We start from the raw sequence: 17,968 nt of genomic DNA, 5'->3' as shown, positions 1-17,968 counted from the left end.
ATGCGGTTACAATACAGGCGGAAAGGGTGAGTAAAAAAACATTTTATTGAAAATTTTGATCGATTATAAAATTTTAGGAGGAGACAGATGAAAAGAAAATTAGGTCTATTAGTCTTATTAGTATTAGCTATATTCAATGTTGCAGGATGCTCTGGTGCAGGTGGTGGAGAGACCTTAACGGTTGCAACTTCTGGAGACGCTATATCTTTAGATCCTGTTGCTACCAACGATAATCAATCAAGTCATATTATGAATCAAATATATGAAGGTTTAGTAAAAATTAATGAGAATGGTGAGGCAGAGCCAAGTTTAGCTGAGAGTATTGAGCAACCTGATGATTCAACGTATGTTTTTAAATTAAAACAAGGCATAAAATTTCATAATGGTGAGGAACTGAAGGCTTCAGATGTCGTTTTTTCACTTAAGAGGGCTATTGAAGCACCAAATGTGAAACATTTATTTGAAACAATTGATATTAATAGTTTAAAAGCAGTGGATGATTATACCGTTGAGTTTAAACAAACAGAACCTTTTTCAGGGATACTAGCAGCTCTTTGCCATCCAGGAGGATATATTGTTAATGAGAAGGCTGTTACAGATGCTGGAGATGATTATACTCGTCAACCAGTTGGAACAGGGGCTGTAAAATTTGTCAAATGGACAAAAGCTGATTCCATTGAATTAGAAAGATATGAAGATTATCACGGAGAAAAAACGGCTTATAAAACTTTATTATTCCGTGTCATTCCTGAACCAAGTAATCGTGTGATTGAATTAGAATCAGGTGGTGTTGATATTGCCTATGATATTGCTGCTAATGATATGGAAAAAATAGAAGGTAATGAAAAACTACAATTACTTAAATCGTTTGACTATGGAACAACATATTTAGGATTTAATACTCAAAAAGAGCCGTTCAACGATCCAAAAGTTCGTGAAGCTATTTCTTATGCAATTGATATAGATTCGATTGTATCGGCTGTTTTCCGAGGGTTAGGTAAAACAGCTTCTGGTGTAATGTCACCAACCTTACAATATTCGATTTCGGATAGCATGCAACCAAGAGCAAGAGATGTAGAAAAAGCAAAAAAACTTTTGGAGGAAGCTGGTTTTGGTGATGGCTTCTCAACGTCTATTTCAACCAATGAGAATAAGGACCGAATCGATATGGCAACCGCTATGAAAGAACAGTTAGCGGAGGTTGGAATCGATGTATCGATTAATGTATTGGAATGGTCAGCATTTAATGAGTTATTAAAAAAAGGTGAACAAGAAATGTTTGAGATTGCTTGGACGGCGGATTCACCGGATCCAGATACTTTCCTTTATCCATGTTTCCATTCATCTTCTGCAGGTGAAGGTGGAAATTATATCTATTTAGATGATCCAGAAATTGATAAATTACTGGAAGAAGCACGTTTTGCTAAAGAAGATTCAGAGCGGGAAGATTTATATCGGCAGGTACAAGAGAAGTTAATGGAAATAACGGCTTGGGTTCCGGAACATAATAAGGAATTAACAGTGGGTGCTCAAAAGGAAATTCAAAATTTAAAACTATCTCCTTTTGGTTGGTATCAACTCGCACCGGTTACTAAGAGTGCCGAATAATAGTAATTTTAGTAGAGGAGATGGGAACATCTCCTCTAAATATAAAAGAAGGTGTAAATGAATGATTAAATATATTATTAAGCGGTTATTATACTTAATTCCGGTTATTCTCGGGGTCAGTTTTATTGTTTTTGCCCTTTTATATATTACTCCCGGAGATCCAGCTAGAAATGCATTAGGTCCATCTGCATCAGAAGCAGCTGTTAAAGCTCTTCGACTTGAAATGGGACTTGATGATCCTTTTTTGGTTCAATTTGGAAGATACATTACAAACATTTTTACTAAGTTCGATTTAGGAACTTCTTATATCACCAAATCGTCGGTAGCTATGGAAATTTTAAATCGGGCAGGGGCAACTGTTCAATTAGCTTTTCTTTCGATAGCATTTGCAGTTTTATTAGGCGTTCCGATTGGGATTATTTGTGCGATCAGACAGTATTCTATTTTTGATAATATTGCCATGATATTTGCTTTGATTGGTATTTCTATGCCTGTTTTTTGGTTAGGATTACTTTTGATTATGTTCTTTTCCGTTTCATTAGGTTGGTTTCCATCTTCTGGTTTCTCTAGTCCAGAGCAAATGGTTTTACCTGCAGTTGCTTTAGGTTCTCAGTCTGTTTCGGTCATTACTCGGATGACTCGGTCATCGATGCTTGAGGTAATTCGACAAGACTATATTCAAACGGCTAAAGCAAAAGGGCAACGTGAGAATGTAGTTATTTGGAAGCACGCATTAGGTAATGCTCTTATTCCAATCATCACAATTGTTGGGACACAATTTGGACAGCTCATGGGAGGAGCATTAATGACTGAGGTTATTTTTTCCATTCCAGGAATTGGGCGTTTAATGGTTGACTCAATAAAAATGCGTGATATGCCAATGGTATTAGGGTGTGTATTATTTGTGGCGGTCACGTTTAGTATTGTCAATTTGATAGTTGATATATTATATACTTTTGTTGACCCTAGAATTAAGACTAAATACGTATAGGGGGATTAAGATGGAAAATCCTAAATTAGAACAAACTGAAGAAGAGTTAGTAGATATTGAACGAGACCATTTTGAAGCTCCTATTGAAGAAGAATTACCTGAGGTCAAAGAGGTTATCTCTCCCCCGTTAGCAAAGGAACGAGGTCGTTTTCGTGGTTTACAAGACATCTGGATAAGGATGAAACGCAATAAACTTGCAATGGTTGGCTTAGCTATTATAGTCCTATTAATAATTGTGGCGTTGTTTGCGGATCAGATTGCACCTTATGGTTTTGCGGAACAAAATTTACAAAATCAATTTGCTCGACCCAGTGCTGAACATCTTTTTGGCACAGACGATTTAGGTCGAGATATTTTTAGTCGTGTTGTTTATGGATCCAGAATTTCACTTAAAGTTGGGTTTATATCTGTATCCATATCATTGATTTTGGGTGTAGCAATTGGAGCGATAACCGGTTACTACGGTGGAAAAGTAGATAATATTTTAATGCGATTTATAGATGTTTTACAATCTATTCCAGACATTCTTTTGGCAATTGCAATTATGGCAGCTTTAGGTCCTGGATTAGCAAATTTAATGATCGCGGTGGGAATAGCAGCTATACCAGGGTATGCTCGCTTGGTGCGCTCATCTGTCCTTTCAATTCGTGATATGGAATTTGTAGAGGCTGCAAAAGCCAACGGGTCGAGTGATTTTAGAATAATTCTTAAGCATATCATTCCAAATTGTATGGCACCTATTATAGTTCAAGCGACTTTAGGGGTGGCATATGCCATTATTAATGCTGCTGGTTTAAGCTTTATTGGGCTAGGATTAGAGCCGCCTACACCGGAATGGGGGGCCATGCTCTCCGGTGGTCGCTCGTATATTAGAGATGCAGTTCATATGACTTTATTCCCTGGTCTAGCAATTGTTACTACCATTTTTGCTTTAAATGTTTTGGGTGATGGACTTCGGGATGCGCTCGATCCTAAGTTGAAACGATAGGGGGATAGAGATGGTTGAATTATTAGATTTAAGAAATGTGAGTGTTCAGTATGAAACAGATTCAGGCACCGTGTATGCTGTGAATAATTTAAACTTAAAAATAGGTAAAAAAGAAACATTGGGTCTAGTAGGCGAGACTGGAGCAGGAAAAACAACCACAGCTTTGGCTGTTATGCAGTTGATTCAAGACCCTCCGGGAAAGATTACCTCTGGTGAAATCATTTTAGAAGAGACAGACTTAATGCAAGTTAAAGAAAAAGATATGTTTAATATTCGTGGCAATAAAATTTCGATGATTTTCCAAGATCCTATGACATCGTTAAATCCTATCATGACGGTTGGCGATCAAATTAAGGAAGTAATTGAACTTCATCAAGATTTAGATAAGGATGAGCTCATAGCTAAAACAGAAGAAATGCTAGAGCTTGTAGGAATTAGAAAAGAACGCATTAATGACTATCCTCATCAATTCTCTGGGGGGATGAAGCAGAGAGTTGTAATTGCTATGGCATTATCTTGTAATCCAGAATTAATTATTGCAGATGAACCAACTACTGCTTTAGATGTGACGATTCAGGCACAAGTGCTTGAGTTGATGAAAGATTTAAAAGATAAATATGGGACATCGATGATCTTAATTACTCATGATTTGGGTGTAGTGGCAGAAATTTGTGACTTTGTGTCAGTTATCTATGCGGGATCAGTTGTTGAACATGCATCAGTAGAGAATCTCTATGCAGAACCACTTCATCCTTATACTCGTGGCTTATTCGATTCGATCCCAAGTATTGATGAGGATCTCGATCAACTAAGAGTTATTCCTGGGACTACACCCGATCCTTCTGATTTGCCTAGTGGGTGTCGTTTTCATCCGAGATGTAAACATTGTATGGAAATATGTAAGCATAAGTTCCCTGAGTTTAGAGAGGCTAGGCCAGGTCATTATGTAGCTTGTCACTTATATAATGATGAAGGGAATGAGAAGCATGAAAGATAATAATAAAGAGATTTTAATTAGTGTTCGTAATTTAAAAAAATATTTTCCTACGAAAGCCGGAGATTTACATGCTGTAGATAATATTAGTTTCGATATAAAACGTGGAGAAACGTTGGGACTTGTTGGAGAATCAGGTTGTGGTAAGTCTACTGCAGGTAGAGCTATCATTCGTTTGCATGAACCGACTTCAGGTGAAATATTTTTAGAAGGTAAAAATATACTTGAATATAAAGGTTTAAAGGAAATGCGAAAAATGCGTCAAGAAATGCAGATTGTATTCCAAGATCCATATTCTTCACTAAATCCACGAATGAGTACTTTTGATTTAATAGCTGAGCCTTTAAGAGTTAACGGTTTAGCAGGTAGTCAAAAACAATTAGAAGAAAAAGTTTATCGTATGATGGAAACAGTGGGGTTAGCTCGCAGATTAGCTGGATCTTTTCCACATGAGTTAGATGGTGGGAGGCGTCAAAGGATAGGGATTGCGAGAGCCTTAATTCTTGAACCAAAATTTTTAGTCTTAGACGAGCCTGTATCAGCATTGGATGTTTCTATTCAAGCGCAGATATTAAACTTAATGGATCGTCTGCAAGAAGAATTAGGATTAACCTATCTATTTATTTCGCATGATTTGTCGGTAGTCCGACATATTTCAGATCGGATTGCAGTGATGTATTTAGGCCAAATTGTGGAATTGGGGACTTATGAACGAATTTTTGAAAATCCGCTTCATCCCTATACAAGAGCACTATTATCAGCGATTCCTATACCAAAAGTGGGTGTAAAAAGAGAAAGGATATTTCTGGAAGGGGATGTACCAAGTCCGGTTAATCCGCCAAAAGGTTGCCGTTTTGCGGGTAGGTGTAAGTATTGTATGGATATCTGTAAAGAGACTCCAGTGGAATTAAGAGAGGTAGAGCCTGAACACTTTGTAGCCTGTCATTTATATAATCATATAGAAATGCAATCACATGTCGAGTTTCCTGAGCCCCAAAAAGTTTAGATAAAATATATTAGCCCTATTATAGCCTTTTAGCTATAATAGGGCTTTTAGAGGTACTATTTTATATATAAACCAAAGATAAAGTAAGAATTAAATTAAAAAATGACGAGTGATTCTAATTTTTTGTTGAAAAGACCTTTCATACTTTGCTACACTACTCTTATATTAATTTTGAGAAAGGGAGTTTATGATGAATTATAGTGAGAAAAAACAGTACACGCTATCGCAAAAAATAAAATTTTTTCTTCCATCCCTTTTAGGTTTGTTTTTATTTGTGATTCCGTTACAATGGGGAACAATTCTAAATATTGAAGCATTAGGTAGCAATTTTACGATTGGTGTTGGAGCTATGGCTGAGATGGGGAAAGTTGCAATTGGTGAGTCTTTGCCTTTCTTTATGACCTGGGTGATTGTTGTTAGTGCGGTTGTTACTATGTTTTGTACAATTTTCAAGCCGCAATTTATCAAAAAAGATTCTATTTGGAATAAATTATTTGTTGTTACCCCATTGTGGTTATTTTTTAGAGTCATAGGAGCAATTTTTGCAATAGTGACCTATTATTCAATAGGAAGTGAAGTTATTTATTCCAGAGCGACTGGTGGAACCATGATTTTTGATTTAATGCCAACTCTAGCAACATGGTTTTTCTTTAGTGGCTTTTTCTTACCGTTTCTAATGAATTTTGGTTTGATGGATTTCTTTGGAACCATGATAAGAAGAATAATGAGGCCTCTTTTTAGAGTTCCAGGCAGAGCAGCTATTGATGGGATTACCTCTTGGATTGGTAGTGGTCCAGTGGGGGTTGTTTTAACGGATAAGCAGTATAAGCAAGGTTATTATACTGCAAAGGAAGCTTCTATTATTGCCGTTTGTTTCTCTCTTGTTAGTTTACCCTTTGCGGTAGTGGTTGCTAATTTTCTTGATTTGGCTCAGTATTTCCCTCAATTTTATCTGACAATCTGTTTAGTAAGTCTGGTAGCTGCTGTAATTCTACCGAGAATTTGGCCATTAACTATAAAAGAAGATGTCTATCATCCTAAAGCAGGTAAACAAATTAACGAAGAGGTACCTGAAAACTATAGTCAATTCGAGTGGGCTTTGGCTAATGGATACGCTAAAGCAGAAACAGCTAATAGTCTTGGTGAGATTATTAAAGATGGGATTATGACAGTGATTGATGTTTATGTTACTCTGATGCCATTAGTAATGTGTTGGGGAACTTTCGCTTTAATATTGACAGAGTATACACCTATTTTTGAATGGCTAGCTGTTCCTTTAATACCTATTTTTAAGTTGCTGCAAGTGCCGGAAGCCAGTTTGGCTTCACAGGCAACTCTTCTAGGTTTTGCAGATATGTTTTTGCCGAGTGTTATCGTAAGCAGTGTTTCGTCAGAATTGACACGGTTTGTAGTGGGCGTTATGTCTTTTTCACAATTGATTTATATGTCTGAAACTGGAGCGGTTATATTAAATTCTGAAATACCTTTAGATTTAAAAGATTTGTTCATAATCTTTGTTGAACGTACGATTATTACTTTACCATTAGCAGTATTACTTGCTCATTTATTTTTATAGATTAATAGAAATTGAGATGATAAATAATGAAGAAATATATAGCAGAAAGATATCAAGAAGATTTTTCCACACCAATGGGTAATAGTGATTTCCTTTTAGATCGCTATGACGATGTGATTGACTTTAGTTTGGGAGATCCGGATATAACAACTGATGGTGAAGTGATTCGTAAGACCATGCAGGATGCCTTAGATGGACATACTCATTACACTAGTTTTCAAGGAGATATTGAATTAAGGCAAGCCTTAGTTGAAAATTTGGCAGATAATTATGGTGTGAAATATTCAACTGATGAAATTATGGTAACAACATCTGGATGTCATGCTATGTGGTTGGCTCTGGAATCGATTACCAATGATGGGGAGGAAATTATTCTCCATGAACCATACTTTACACCTTATCCCCAACAAGTTCTCCTGACTCGAGGAATCCCTACGACAGTTCCAACTTATGAGGAAGACTTATTTCAAATTGATCCCAAAAGACTTGAAGCAAAGATTACGGATAAGACAAAAGCGATTATCATTAATACTCCTAATAATCCAACAGGAGCCTGTTTTTCTAGAGAGAACCTTGAGGCTATCTCTAAGATTTGTCAGGACCGAGATATTGTTGTTATTAGTGATGATATCTACACCCTTTATAGTTATAAATCGTCTTTTGTTCCGATTGTTTCAATTCCAGGTATGAAAGAACGAACGATAGTAATCGGTAGTTTTTCTAAAGATTATGCTATGACGGGGTGGAGAATTGGGTTCATCGCTGCACCAAAATCCTTGATTGATATTGTTCGTAATATTAATGAAAATAATGTATTTACTGCACCTTCCATTTCTCAAAGAGCAGCTTTGCACGCTTTAAAGGATAAAGAACGAATTCAAGCACCCATGCTGGCAGAATATCGCTCACGTTTGAATATCCTCTATGAAGAAGTGTGTCAAACACCTAAGATGAGTATGTTGGAACCAATGGGAACGATATATGCATTTGTAAATATCAAACAAACAGGAATGACAGCGGAAGAGGTAGCTGAGTATCTGTTGGAAAATGCTCATATTGTTGTTCTACCAGGAACTGCTTTTGGAGAGGAAAGTGGAGAGGGTTATATCCGTTTTGCAATTACAGTGGATGATTCAGTGATTCGCCAAGCTTTTGCTCGAATCCGTCAGACAGAATTATTTAATGGCTAGTTGTTTATATAGAGTATATTTGAAAAATATTGATTTAATGTAAATGTATTGATCAGTAAAAGCAGATGAAAAAAGTATCTCATTGTTTAACTGTAAATAAAAAGAAAAAACTTTTACGATGCTATTTTTTAAGATCTTGCTTGAACAAAAATTAACAGTGAAGGATATGAGTTGCAATTTGTTATTGTGATCTATAACATCTATGTTTATGATAATAAAAGGGAAATGAAGTTCTTCCTTTCTATTGAAAAGATAGATAAACCATCTGATTTAGATTGATGACTTCTGCAGGCTTTTTTTGCTATGCAGAAGTCTTTTTATTTTGAGGAGGTTGATTATGTTATTAGGTTTAGGTTTGATAATGTTTTTGGGCTGGTTAAGTGGTTCGTTCATACAAAGGATAGGAATTCCAAGATTAGTTGCTTACTTGTTAATTGGAATTGTTTTAGGTCCTTCTATGTTGGATATTCTAGATGAAAATTTATTAAAGATAGCAGGAGAAGTTCGACAGATAGCGCTAATGATTATTCTTATTAAAGCTGGTTTGACATTAGATTACCGAGATTTATTAAAAGTAGGAAAACCAGCGGTTTTAATGTGTTTCATACCAGCTTTATTAGAAATTTTGGGCATTGGAATAGTAGGGCACTATATATTAGGGATCACTTATGCAGAATCTCTTTTGCTAGGAAGTGTGTTAGCAGCTGTATCTCCGGCTGTACTGGTTCCAAGAATGGTAGGCTTAATAGATCGAGAAAAAGGAACTGAGAAAGGAATTCCTCAAATGATACTAGCAGGGGGAACGGCTGATGATATCTTGATATTTGTGTTATTTGCCGCATTTATGCAAGTGAATCAAGAAGGAACTTTCTCTGCCAGTTTGTTATTATCTGTTCCGATTACAATAGTTTTTGGGATGTTAATAGGGGGAGTTACTGGAGGAATATTGAGTTGGATTAGTCGACGTTATAAACTATCGAATGAGATGTTATTAATATTATCAATAGCTATGTCTCTTGTCATGATGGGGTTAGAGAAACCGATAAATAATTGGATACCGTATTCTGGTGTGTTAGCAGTATTAACCTGTCATTTGTTTCTAAGAGAAAAGTGTCCGGATTCAGCTACTCAATTGGCTAATGTTTTTAATCGAATTTGGTCTTATGCAGAGATTTTTTTATTTGCATGCTTAGGTGTGACGGTTAATCCATTTTATATTTTAAAAGCTGGATGGAGAGTCTTGATGGTTATTGGATTAGGCTTAATATTTAGAATGTTGGGTGTTTTTTTATCTATTTTCAGAGCAGGTTTCAATAGGCATGAGATAATATTTATTATGGGGTCCTATATTCCTAAAGCAACAGTTCAAGCTTCGTTAGGAGGAATACCTTTAATGGTAGGCTTTGCGAGTGGGGAATTGATTTTGGTTGCAGCGACTTTAGCAATTTTAATAACCGCTCCTTTAGGCGCCTTATTTATTGACTTATATGCAGATCAGTTATTAGAGTGAGAAATTTAAAAGTTGATCTAAACGCCATAAATTTTCATTAAATGTTTGGCCAGATATATTAAAATTTTTTGTAGAGTCTTGTGGAAAAAGTCAGTTAATTTTTGAATCAATTACAACATCGATAAATAACCCCATCATCATTCTGATTACCATATTTTCGAAGAAATCCCAAAAAATAAACCAATAAGAGACTTCAAAAAGCTAATTAAAATGGTAGTCAACTAAAAAATGTTTCATTGTATTACCTTCCTTGGACATGTTGTTTTATTAAAGTTGTACATTACAATAAACAAAAAAATTTCCTTTTATAGTCGGATTTTATTTTAAAATAGCCTTGATTTTATACCTCGAATATTGTATTATATTTAATATTGAATCTGAACAGTTTTTATTGCCGGGGTGGCGGAACTGGCAGACGCACAGGACTTAAAATCCTGCGGTGAGTGATCACCGTGCCGGTTCGATTCCGGCCCTCGGCATTCACATTTATGTGATTTAATTTAATTAGATATTGCACCCGTGGCTCAACTGGATAGAGTACCTGACTACGAATCAGGCGGTTGCAGGTTCGAATCCTGCCGGGTGTATAAAGAAGATGGGGCATCCTTGATTATTTAAGGTTGCTTTTTTTATATAAATAGAATATCGACTAAATTTAATTAAGATTTTGCTACTATTGAAAATAATAATCAAGGGAATCATAATTAATTTGAAAGACTAAAAACGGTGCAGGTTACATGAAGATCCTGCACCGTTTTTATGAAAACTGATGTGAAAACGCTTGTTATGTTTTTGATTATAGCTATAATAATAGAATGTAGTAAAAATTTGATAGGAGTGAAAAAATGGAAGTCACAGTATCTGCTTTAGGAGCTATTATCGGGCTCATTATTTCAATTATTTTAATTTTTAGAAAAGTTCCAGCTTTTTATTCTCTTTTTATCGGTGCTTTAGCGGGAGGAATCATCGGTGGAGCTAGTTTGGTTGAGACAGTCACATTAATGACTGAAGGAGCACAAGGCATGGTTACTTCTATTTTAAGGATTTTAGCTGCTGGTGTTCTTGCAGGAGTACTTATTCAAACTGGAGCAGCTGCTTCAATTGCCCAAGCTATTATTAAATCATTAGGAAAAAATAGAGCTTTATTAGCTTTATCTATTGCGACAATGATTTTAACATTTGTAGGTGTTTTTATTGACATTGCAGTGATTACGGTTGCCCCAATCGCTCTAGAAATTGGTCGAGAACTTGGCTATTCGAGAATGTCGATTCTTCTAGCTATGATTGGTGGAGGAAAATCAGGCAATATTATGTCTCCTAATCCAAATGCAATTGCTGTGTCAGATGGTTTTGGAGCTCCTTTAACGCAAGTGATGCTGGCAGGTGTACTTCCTGCAATAATAGGACTCCTTGTGACTGCATTCTTGGCAAAGATGGTAGTGAATAGAGGCTCAAAAATTTCATTAAATATTGAAAATGAGGAAAGCCATACAGAGCTACCACTACTTTGGAAATCTTTATCAGGTCCGGTCATTGCTATTTTGCTGTTAGCATTACGTCCAATTTTTAATATAGTAGTGGATCCAATGATTGCTTTGCCTTTGGGAGGAATAGTAGGTCTGATAATATTAGGTCAATTTAAACATATGACAAAGTATATTGAATATGGATTAAGTAAAATGATCGGAGTCGCTATTATTTTATTAGGAACGGGTCTAATCGCGGGTGTGATTACGAATTCAAATTTAGGCGATTTGTTGGTTAGTAGTATTAATAGTTTAGGGTTGCCAGCTTATATATTAGCACCTCTTGCAGGAATCTTTATGAGTGCTGCGACAGCCTCCACTACTTCAGGATCTGCAGTGGGATCGGCTGTTTTTGGGAAAACAATCTTAGCTTCTGGTGTATCGCCGATTAGTGGTGCAGCAATGCTTCATGCCGGAGCCACAGTACTTGATCACTTGCCACATGGGTCATTTTTCCATGCAACTGCCGGCTCAGTAACCATGGACTTTAAAGAAAGATTGAAGTTGATCTCTTTTGAATCCTTAGTGGGACTTTCATTAACTATTGTATCCACTATTATTTATGGAGTATTAGGATTATAGGGGGAAATCATTATGAAAATTGTAATTGCTAGCGATTCGTTTAAGGAGGCTTGTTCAGCAAAAGAGGCATGTCAAGCGATTGAAAAGGGAGTACGACAAGTTTTCTCCGAAGCGGAAGTGGAGCTAGTCCCTATGGCAGATGGCGGTGAAGGGACCACTGAAGCATTGGTCGATGCGAGTGGCGGTCAATATTGTTCTACTAAAGTTAAGGGACCTTTGGGTAAAGAAATAGAAGCTCAGTACGGCTTATTAGGAGATGGAAAGACAGCTGTGATTGAAATGGCTGCGGCTTCGGGTATTCAATTAATTGATCGACAAGATAGAAATCCCTTAATAACCTCTACTTTTGGGACGGGACAATTAATAGCGGATTGTTTGGATAAAGGGATTACAAAGATTATTTTAGGTATAGGGGGTTCTGCTACCAATGATGGGGGAGCAGGGATGGCTCAAGCACTAGGTTATCGCCTCTTAGATCCAGTAGGAGAAGAAATTGGACTTGGAGGAGGAAGCCTAGATCGCTTATCAGAGATTGATAGTTCAAAAGTTCACCCTCGGCTAGCAGAGTGTCAAATTCAAGTAGCTTGTGATGTAACGAATCCGTTATGTGGTGAAGAAGGAGCTTCTGCTGTTTTTGGCCCTCAAAAAGGAGCAGATCCAGAGATGGTGGTAAGACTTGATCAAAATTTAAGACATTTTGCAAAGATCATTGAAGAAACATTTGATAAAAAAGTTGATCAAATCCCTGGATCAGGAGCAGCTGGAGGTCTTGGAGCAGGATTATTAGCTTTTACGAATGCTCATTTACAGCCTGGAGTAGAGATTGTAATTGAAACAGTAAAGTTACGTGAAAAAATGCAGAATGCTGACTATTGCTTTACGGGAGAAGGCCAGATAGATTTTCAAACTCAATATGGTAAGACTCCATTTGGTGTAATGAAAACAGCGAAAGAAACAGCACCACAGATGAAGGTCATTGCTTTGGCAGGTTCAGTTGGTAAAGGTATTGAAGATCTATATACTTTGGGATTTGACTGTGTATTAAGTATTACACCTGGCGCAAGTGAACTATCCGATTTGCTAAGAGATACTGAGGCTAATTTAGTAGATACGACCGCTGCTTTATGTCACTTGCTGAATTAGAAGACACTTTACTTGATAATCAGCTCTAGTAGCGTTAAACTTTATTTATAATGATTATTAATAAAGGAGTGCTTAAAATGAGTTTTGATTTTTCAGATCGTGGTAAAAATCCAGTAGTAGAGAACATTGAAGAGTGGACAAAAGCAAATGAAAATTTCCGTACTACAGTTTGGACCGGAGAAAAAATGCAAATGACATTGATGACGATTCAACCTGGAGATGATATTGGCTTAGAAGTGCACGAAGGAATTGATCAATTCTTGCGAATTGAATCTGGAAAAGGGCTATGTCAAATGGGACCTAGTGAAGATAAGCTTGATTTTGAAGCAGAAGTAGCAGATGATTTTGCAATATTTGTACCAGCGAATATGTGGCATAATGTAACAAATACAGGCGAAGAACCACTTAAATTATACACACTTTATGCAGGGCCAGATCATGTGCCAGGTACTGTACATCCGACGCATGAAGATGCTGAAAACGATCCAAATGAACAATAAATTAATATCGAACCAGAAAATAAATTATTTTCTGGTTTTTTTAATAAAAAATTATATTAACCTTGACTAACTTTGACTAATTTGATATATTAGCACTGTAAGGTAAACAGCCTTAAATAATAATTGAAAGGATGGATGGTTATGAATACTTATAAAGTGACAGCTAATGTAAAGAGTGAGAAATATGGACAGGGTCAATTGGTGGCTGAATTAACACATGAGGATTTTGTGACGTATGCAAACCTTTCAGATCAAAAGAAATTAAATTTTCTTAAGAATAAAGGAGCAAGCTTTCAAATTGATGTAGATCAACTTAGCGATGAAGAGGTTAGTGACTATCAAGTACAGACTGAAGATTCAAGAATGACCTCATCAATATCGAATCCATCGCGAGGATTAACGCGTAAAATGCGTGTGAATATTAATGGGCAGGATACGGGTTGGTTGGATGTAACGGAAGAGAACGAAGCACAATATAATCAACTTGTAGAACAGTTTAATGAAATGCATCAACAATTTAATGAACGATTTAATCGTATTTTTTCTCAAGGTCCCGGATCTTTGCTTGGATTTCCGAATACTTTTAGTTTATTGGAAGGTAATAGTAAGAATAAGCAAATGAAAGAAGAAAATCAGATCCTACAAAAATAGAAAAATAGAAGAATAGAAGAGCATATAGAAGCAACTACTGATAGGGGTTGCTTCTTATTTTTCTTGCTATTTTAAAAAGGGGTGGTAGAATAATCCTGTTATTTATAATTTAGGGATAAGAAGGAATGTAAATTGAGAACTACCTTACAAACGTTTATTCTCGGATGCTTGGTAATGTTGACAACAAGTGTTGATGAAATAGCGGTGCTCTTTATGTTTTACCATAAACAAAATAAACAGGCCTCAAGACATTTGGTCACTTTTTTGTATTTATTAGCGTCCTCGATTTTGACTTTAATGGCAATTATTACAACACTTGGGATTCAGTTATTTATTCCTCAGAATTGGATGGGATGGCTAGGAATATTACCAATTTTACTAGGATTGCAAGATTGCTTTAGTATTGAAGAAGCTCAACCGGTTATAGTTAAAGGAAAAAGTATCTTTACTATGCTGAGTACTTTTTTTGCTTTGGGTATGGATGATATTATGATGTATGTTCCTGTGTTATCAAATAATTCAGTGTCAAATTGGTGGCCACTATTATTGGCTTTTCTCCTAGTTGCTTTATTAATATGTTATTTGGCTTTAGAACTTGTAAGATTTAAGCAATTAACAGGATATCTGGATCAGTACGAAAATCAATTAGAAGGAACCATATTAATTATGGTGGGATTGAGGATCCTTTGGCAATCAGGAATTTTACAGAATGTTTTATAAAAAAAGGATGCTCTTAGAGCATCCTTTTTTAGAAGTATGATTAAAGAATTAGGCAAGTTTCATTCGGCGTTTAGATAGGTGTTTAGATAGGTGTTTAGATAAGCGTGAGAGAGCAAAGCAGACGATAAAGTATAAACAGGCCAGAGCTATGAACATAGGCAGGACATGTTGTGTATTTTGTCCATAGATTATTTTTGCATTATGAGTTAACTCGGGCAATGAAATAATGGTAGCTAATGAAGTGTCTTTAATTAAAGAAATTAATTGACTTACCACAGAGGGTAAAGTTTGTCTCCATGCTTGTGGAAGCAAAATATGGAACATGACTTGATTATGGGTCAAGCCAGAAGCAATTCCTGCTTCTGTTTGTCCTTTAGGTAAAGCAATCAAACCTCCTCGAATAATTTCTGAGATCATTGCTGATTCAAAAATAGTTAAAGCTGCAGTTGCAGACCAGAAGAGGTTAAATTGAATACCAAGTTGTGGAAGGGCGAAATAAGTAAAGAAAATGATCAGTAATAGGGGCAAATTTCGAATGGTGTCGATAATGAGGGCTAAAATTTTTGAAAAAATTGGAATATTTTTATAGCGCAGAATGGCGAAAAGAATTCCCAATATAATACTAAGGAAAATTGATACTCCTGCAATTTGGAGAGTTACCCAAAGTCCCTGAAGTAGGAAACGAATATTATTTAAGGAAAATGCTTGTATAAAATTCATATGTCTAGCTCCTTTCTAATAGCGTCTGTTTAAAAGGCGTTCTATTTTTTGACTAAACAGTGTTAGAGGGACTGTAATAAATAGATAAAAGATACCAACTAAAGTGTAAGTTGAAAGAGTGATAAAGGTTTCTGAAGCAACTAAATCACCATAATACATTAAATCTAAGCCTGCAACCATTGCTAAAATGGAAGAGTTTTTAACTAAGTTAATGACTTGATTGCCTAAGGGAGGGATGATTTTACGAATCGCCTGTGGCATCACGATTAAATTCATTGCTTGATTTCGGGTCATTCCTTGTGAAAGGGCAGCTTCCATTTGTCCTTTCTCGACAGAAAGAATACCTGCGCGCACGTTATCAGCAATAAAAGAAGATGTATAGATGGTTAGTCCTAATACTCCAGCCCAAAATCCAGAGATATTGAACCAATACATGGGGACCACTACATAGAAAAACATGACAATGACTAATAAAGGAATATTTCGAAAAAACTCAACATACCAAGTAGCTAGCGTACTCAAAATTTTAGAAGGATTAATTTGTAAAATTCCCATTAAAGTTCCAATTAGGAGGCTAAAGATTAAAGCAATTGAACTTGCAATAAGAGTATTGACAAATCCAGTTAGTAATTGGGGAAGATAATTTTGTATTAAATCAGCCATCTGCATTATGATTCACTCCCTTCTAATACTTCAGCAAACCATTTATCATAAATTTGATCATAGGTACCGTTACTTTTAATTTCAGTTAAAGCTTCATTCAATGATTTTAAAAATTCTTCTTGACCCTTATTAACGGCAATTCCATAAGGTTCGTCTGTAAAATTTTCTCCAGCTAATTTATAACCATCTGCTTGTGCTGCCAAACCTAATAGAATTGCATTATCAGTTGTTAATGCATCTCCTTGTCCTGATTGTAAAGCAACAAACCCCTCTGAGTAATTCTCGAATTCAAGGACATTTACTTGTGGGGCAAGGTCTCGTATGTTTTGAGCAGAAGTTGAGCCTTTGATTGCTAAGATGGTGTGAGCATTGGTCAAACTATCTACACCAGTAATATCAGTTGTTTTAGGTGTCAATAAGGATTGTCCGGCATCAAAGTAGATATCTGAAAAGTCAACTTGTTCTAGACGTTCCTCAGTAATAGTCATCGTGGCAATAATGCCATCAATGTTACCATTCTTTAGTAGAGGAATTCGTGTCTTAGAGTTTACTTCTACAAATTGCGCCTCAGCCTTGCCATCTGTCATTATTTCAGTGAGAGCCTTAGCTATATCGATATCAAATCCTTGTATTTCACCTTCAGAAAGATTATAAAAACCAAATAAATTGGTATCTGCTTTTACACCCCAGCGAATGATAGGTTTTTTATTAGTAGAAAGACGTTCCATTACATCTTGTCTAGCAATTGAAGATCCACATCCGATAATGATGAAAAGGCTGAGGAGTAAGATAAGCATTTTAAGATAAGTTTGCTTTTTCATTTTCTTGTCTCCTTTATGATGAATGTCCGATGACTTTAGATAAGAAACTTTTTGCTTCTTCTGATTCAGGATGATTGAAGAAATCTTCACTTGGTCGATCTTCTAATATTTCTCCTTTAGCCATGAAAATTGTACGGTCAGAAACCTCACGAGCGAATCCCATTTCATGCGTGACAACGACCATGGTCATTTTGTCCTCTACGGCTATTTTCTTCATAACATCAAGGACATCTCCAATGGTTTCAGGATCAAGTGCTGAAGTTGGCTCATCAAAGAGCATCGCATTAGGTTTCATAGCTAGTCCACGTGCGATAGCGACTCTTTGTTTTTGTCCACCTGAAATTTGACCAGGATATTTAGTTTTATGTTCAAGCATGTTTACTCGATCTAATAAGTGTTCAGCAGTTTCCATGGCTTCTCCTTTTGGAATACCCAATACTTTGATGGGGGCTAGAGTGATGTTTTGTAAGATCGTCTTATGAGGATAAAGTTCAAAGTGCTGAAATACCATACCGAGATGTTCACGAATGGCACGAATATCGGTACTGGGATCTGTGATGTCTTGATTGTTAATGTAAAGTTTGCCACTTGATATCTCTTCTAAAGCATTGATACATCGGATTAGGGTAGATTTCCCTGATCCAGATGGACCGATCAGAGTCACTACTTCTCCTTTGTTAATTTCTAAATTAATATTTTTTAAAGCATGATATTTTCCATAATATTTGTGAACATTTTGAAAGCGGATCATATAGTTCCCTCGTTTCTGTGATTATTAT

The 17,968-nt window shown here is 36.1% G+C and carries 17 protein-coding genes, 2 tRNA genes and 1 riboswitch; of the genes, 15 read left to right on the top strand and 4 right to left on the bottom strand.

Annotated features, from left to right (window positions below; genetic code table 11):
• Positions 1 to 87: 87 nt before the first annotated feature.
• The 15 genes from HZY91_RS09840 to HZY91_RS09770 all read left to right on the top strand — a co-directional run bounded on the left by HZY91_RS09840 (position 88) and on the right by HZY91_RS09770 (position 14,985).
• Positions 88 to 1,608: an ABC transporter substrate-binding protein gene (locus HZY91_RS09840; protein ID WP_197116086.1), complete on the top strand. Its 1,521-nt coding sequence runs from the start codon at positions 88 to 90 to the stop codon at positions 1,606 to 1,608.
• Positions 1,609 to 1,669: 61 nt separating this feature from the next.
• The gene (locus HZY91_RS09835) at positions 1,670 to 2,599 is read left to right on the top strand and encodes an ABC transporter permease (protein WP_197116085.1); all 930 of its coding nucleotides are present in this window, start codon (positions 1,670 to 1,672) and stop codon (positions 2,597 to 2,599) included.
• 10 nt (positions 2,600 to 2,609) lie between these two features.
• A complete protein-coding gene (locus HZY91_RS09830; RefSeq protein ID WP_197116084.1) occupies positions 2,610 to 3,587 on the top strand; it encodes an ABC transporter permease in 978 nt (325 codons plus the stop codon).
• Positions 3,588 to 3,597: 10 nt separating this feature from the next.
• A complete protein-coding gene (locus HZY91_RS09825; RefSeq protein WP_197116083.1) occupies positions 3,598 to 4,584 on the top strand; it encodes an ABC transporter ATP-binding protein in 987 nt (328 codons plus the stop codon).
• Positions 4,574 to 5,587, top strand: coding sequence for an ABC transporter ATP-binding protein (locus HZY91_RS09820; RefSeq protein ID WP_197116082.1), 1,014 nt, complete (start codon positions 4,574 to 4,576; stop codon positions 5,585 to 5,587). The genes HZY91_RS09825 and HZY91_RS09820 overlap by 11 nt, the downstream gene beginning before the upstream one ends.
• Positions 5,588 to 5,777: 190 nt before the next feature.
• Positions 5,778 to 7,163 (top strand): YjiH family protein, encoded by a 1,386-nt coding sequence (locus tag HZY91_RS09815; protein WP_197116081.1) that lies wholly within the window; start codon positions 5,778 to 5,780, stop codon positions 7,161 to 7,163.
• 26 nt (positions 7,164 to 7,189) lie between these two features.
• Entirely contained in the window at positions 7,190 to 8,353 is a 1,164-nt protein-coding gene (locus HZY91_RS09810; RefSeq protein ID WP_197116080.1) for an aminotransferase class I/II-fold pyridoxal phosphate-dependent enzyme, read from the top strand.
• A 212-nt stretch (positions 8,354 to 8,565) separates the two neighbouring features.
• Positions 8,566 to 8,648, top strand: a riboswitch (Fluoride riboswitch).
• Positions 8,649 to 8,690: 42 nt separating this feature from the next.
• Positions 8,691 to 9,863 (top strand): cation:proton antiporter, encoded by a 1,173-nt coding sequence (locus tag HZY91_RS09805; protein WP_197116079.1) that lies wholly within the window; start codon positions 8,691 to 8,693, stop codon positions 9,861 to 9,863.
• Positions 9,864 to 10,256: 393 nt separating this feature from the next.
• Positions 10,257 to 10,342 (top strand) — tRNA-Leu (locus tag HZY91_RS09800).
• A gap of 34 nt (positions 10,343 to 10,376) precedes the next feature.
• Positions 10,377 to 10,450: transfer RNA gene (locus HZY91_RS09795), tRNA-Arg, on the top strand.
• A 258-nt stretch (positions 10,451 to 10,708) separates the two neighbouring features.
• On the top strand, positions 10,709 to 11,971 hold the full coding sequence (locus HZY91_RS09790) for a GntP family permease (RefSeq protein ID WP_197116078.1): 1,263 nt from the start codon (positions 10,709 to 10,711) through the stop codon (positions 11,969 to 11,971).
• Between the two features lie 12 nt (positions 11,972 to 11,983).
• Entirely contained in the window at positions 11,984 to 13,114 is a 1,131-nt protein-coding gene (locus HZY91_RS09785; protein ID WP_197116077.1) for a glycerate kinase, read from the top strand.
• 77 nt (positions 13,115 to 13,191) lie between these two features.
• Positions 13,192 to 13,614 (top strand): cupin domain-containing protein, encoded by a 423-nt coding sequence (locus HZY91_RS09780; RefSeq protein ID WP_197116076.1) that lies wholly within the window; start codon positions 13,192 to 13,194, stop codon positions 13,612 to 13,614.
• A gap of 141 nt (positions 13,615 to 13,755) precedes the next feature.
• Positions 13,756 to 14,265 carry a hypothetical protein gene (locus HZY91_RS09775; RefSeq protein ID WP_197116075.1) on the top strand — a complete coding sequence of 170 codons (510 nt, stop codon included), beginning with the start codon at positions 13,756 to 13,758 and terminating at the stop codon, positions 14,263 to 14,265.
• A gap of 174 nt (positions 14,266 to 14,439) precedes the next feature.
• Positions 14,440 to 14,985, top strand: a complete 546-nt coding sequence (locus HZY91_RS09770; protein WP_197116074.1) for a cadmium resistance transporter — start codon at positions 14,440 to 14,442, stop codon at positions 14,983 to 14,985.
• A 48-nt stretch (positions 14,986 to 15,033) separates the two neighbouring features.
• Here the strand turns inward: HZY91_RS09770 and HZY91_RS09765 are convergent, their stop codons facing one another.
• From HZY91_RS09765 to HZY91_RS09750, 4 genes are read right to left on the bottom strand one after another with little or no spacing between them, the layout of a single operon-like run.
• On the bottom strand, positions 15,034 to 15,705 hold the full coding sequence (locus HZY91_RS09765) for an amino acid ABC transporter permease (RefSeq protein ID WP_197116073.1): 672 nt from the start codon (positions 15,703 to 15,705) through the stop codon (positions 15,034 to 15,036).
• Between the two features lie 15 nt (positions 15,706 to 15,720).
• Positions 15,721 to 16,368: an amino acid ABC transporter permease gene (locus HZY91_RS09760; RefSeq protein ID WP_197116179.1), complete on the bottom strand. Its 648-nt coding sequence runs from the start codon at positions 16,366 to 16,368 to the stop codon at positions 15,721 to 15,723.
• Positions 16,369 to 16,373: 5 nt separating this feature from the next.
• On the bottom strand, positions 16,374 to 17,189 hold the full coding sequence (locus HZY91_RS09755; protein ID WP_197116072.1) for a transporter substrate-binding domain-containing protein: 816 nt from the start codon (positions 17,187 to 17,189) through the stop codon (positions 16,374 to 16,376).
• A gap of 13 nt (positions 17,190 to 17,202) precedes the next feature.
• Positions 17,203 to 17,940: an amino acid ABC transporter ATP-binding protein gene (locus tag HZY91_RS09750; RefSeq protein WP_197116071.1), complete on the bottom strand. Its 738-nt coding sequence runs from the start codon at positions 17,938 to 17,940 to the stop codon at positions 17,203 to 17,205.
• Between the last annotated feature and the right edge of the window lie 28 nt (positions 17,941 to 17,968).

Origin of the sequence: Facklamia lactis (assembly GCF_015863205.1) — a bacterium.
GTDB classification, from domain to species: Bacteria; Bacillota; Bacilli; order Lactobacillales; family Aerococcaceae; genus Facklamia; species Facklamia lactis.
This window is presented reverse-complemented; position numbering and strand designations above follow the sequence as displayed.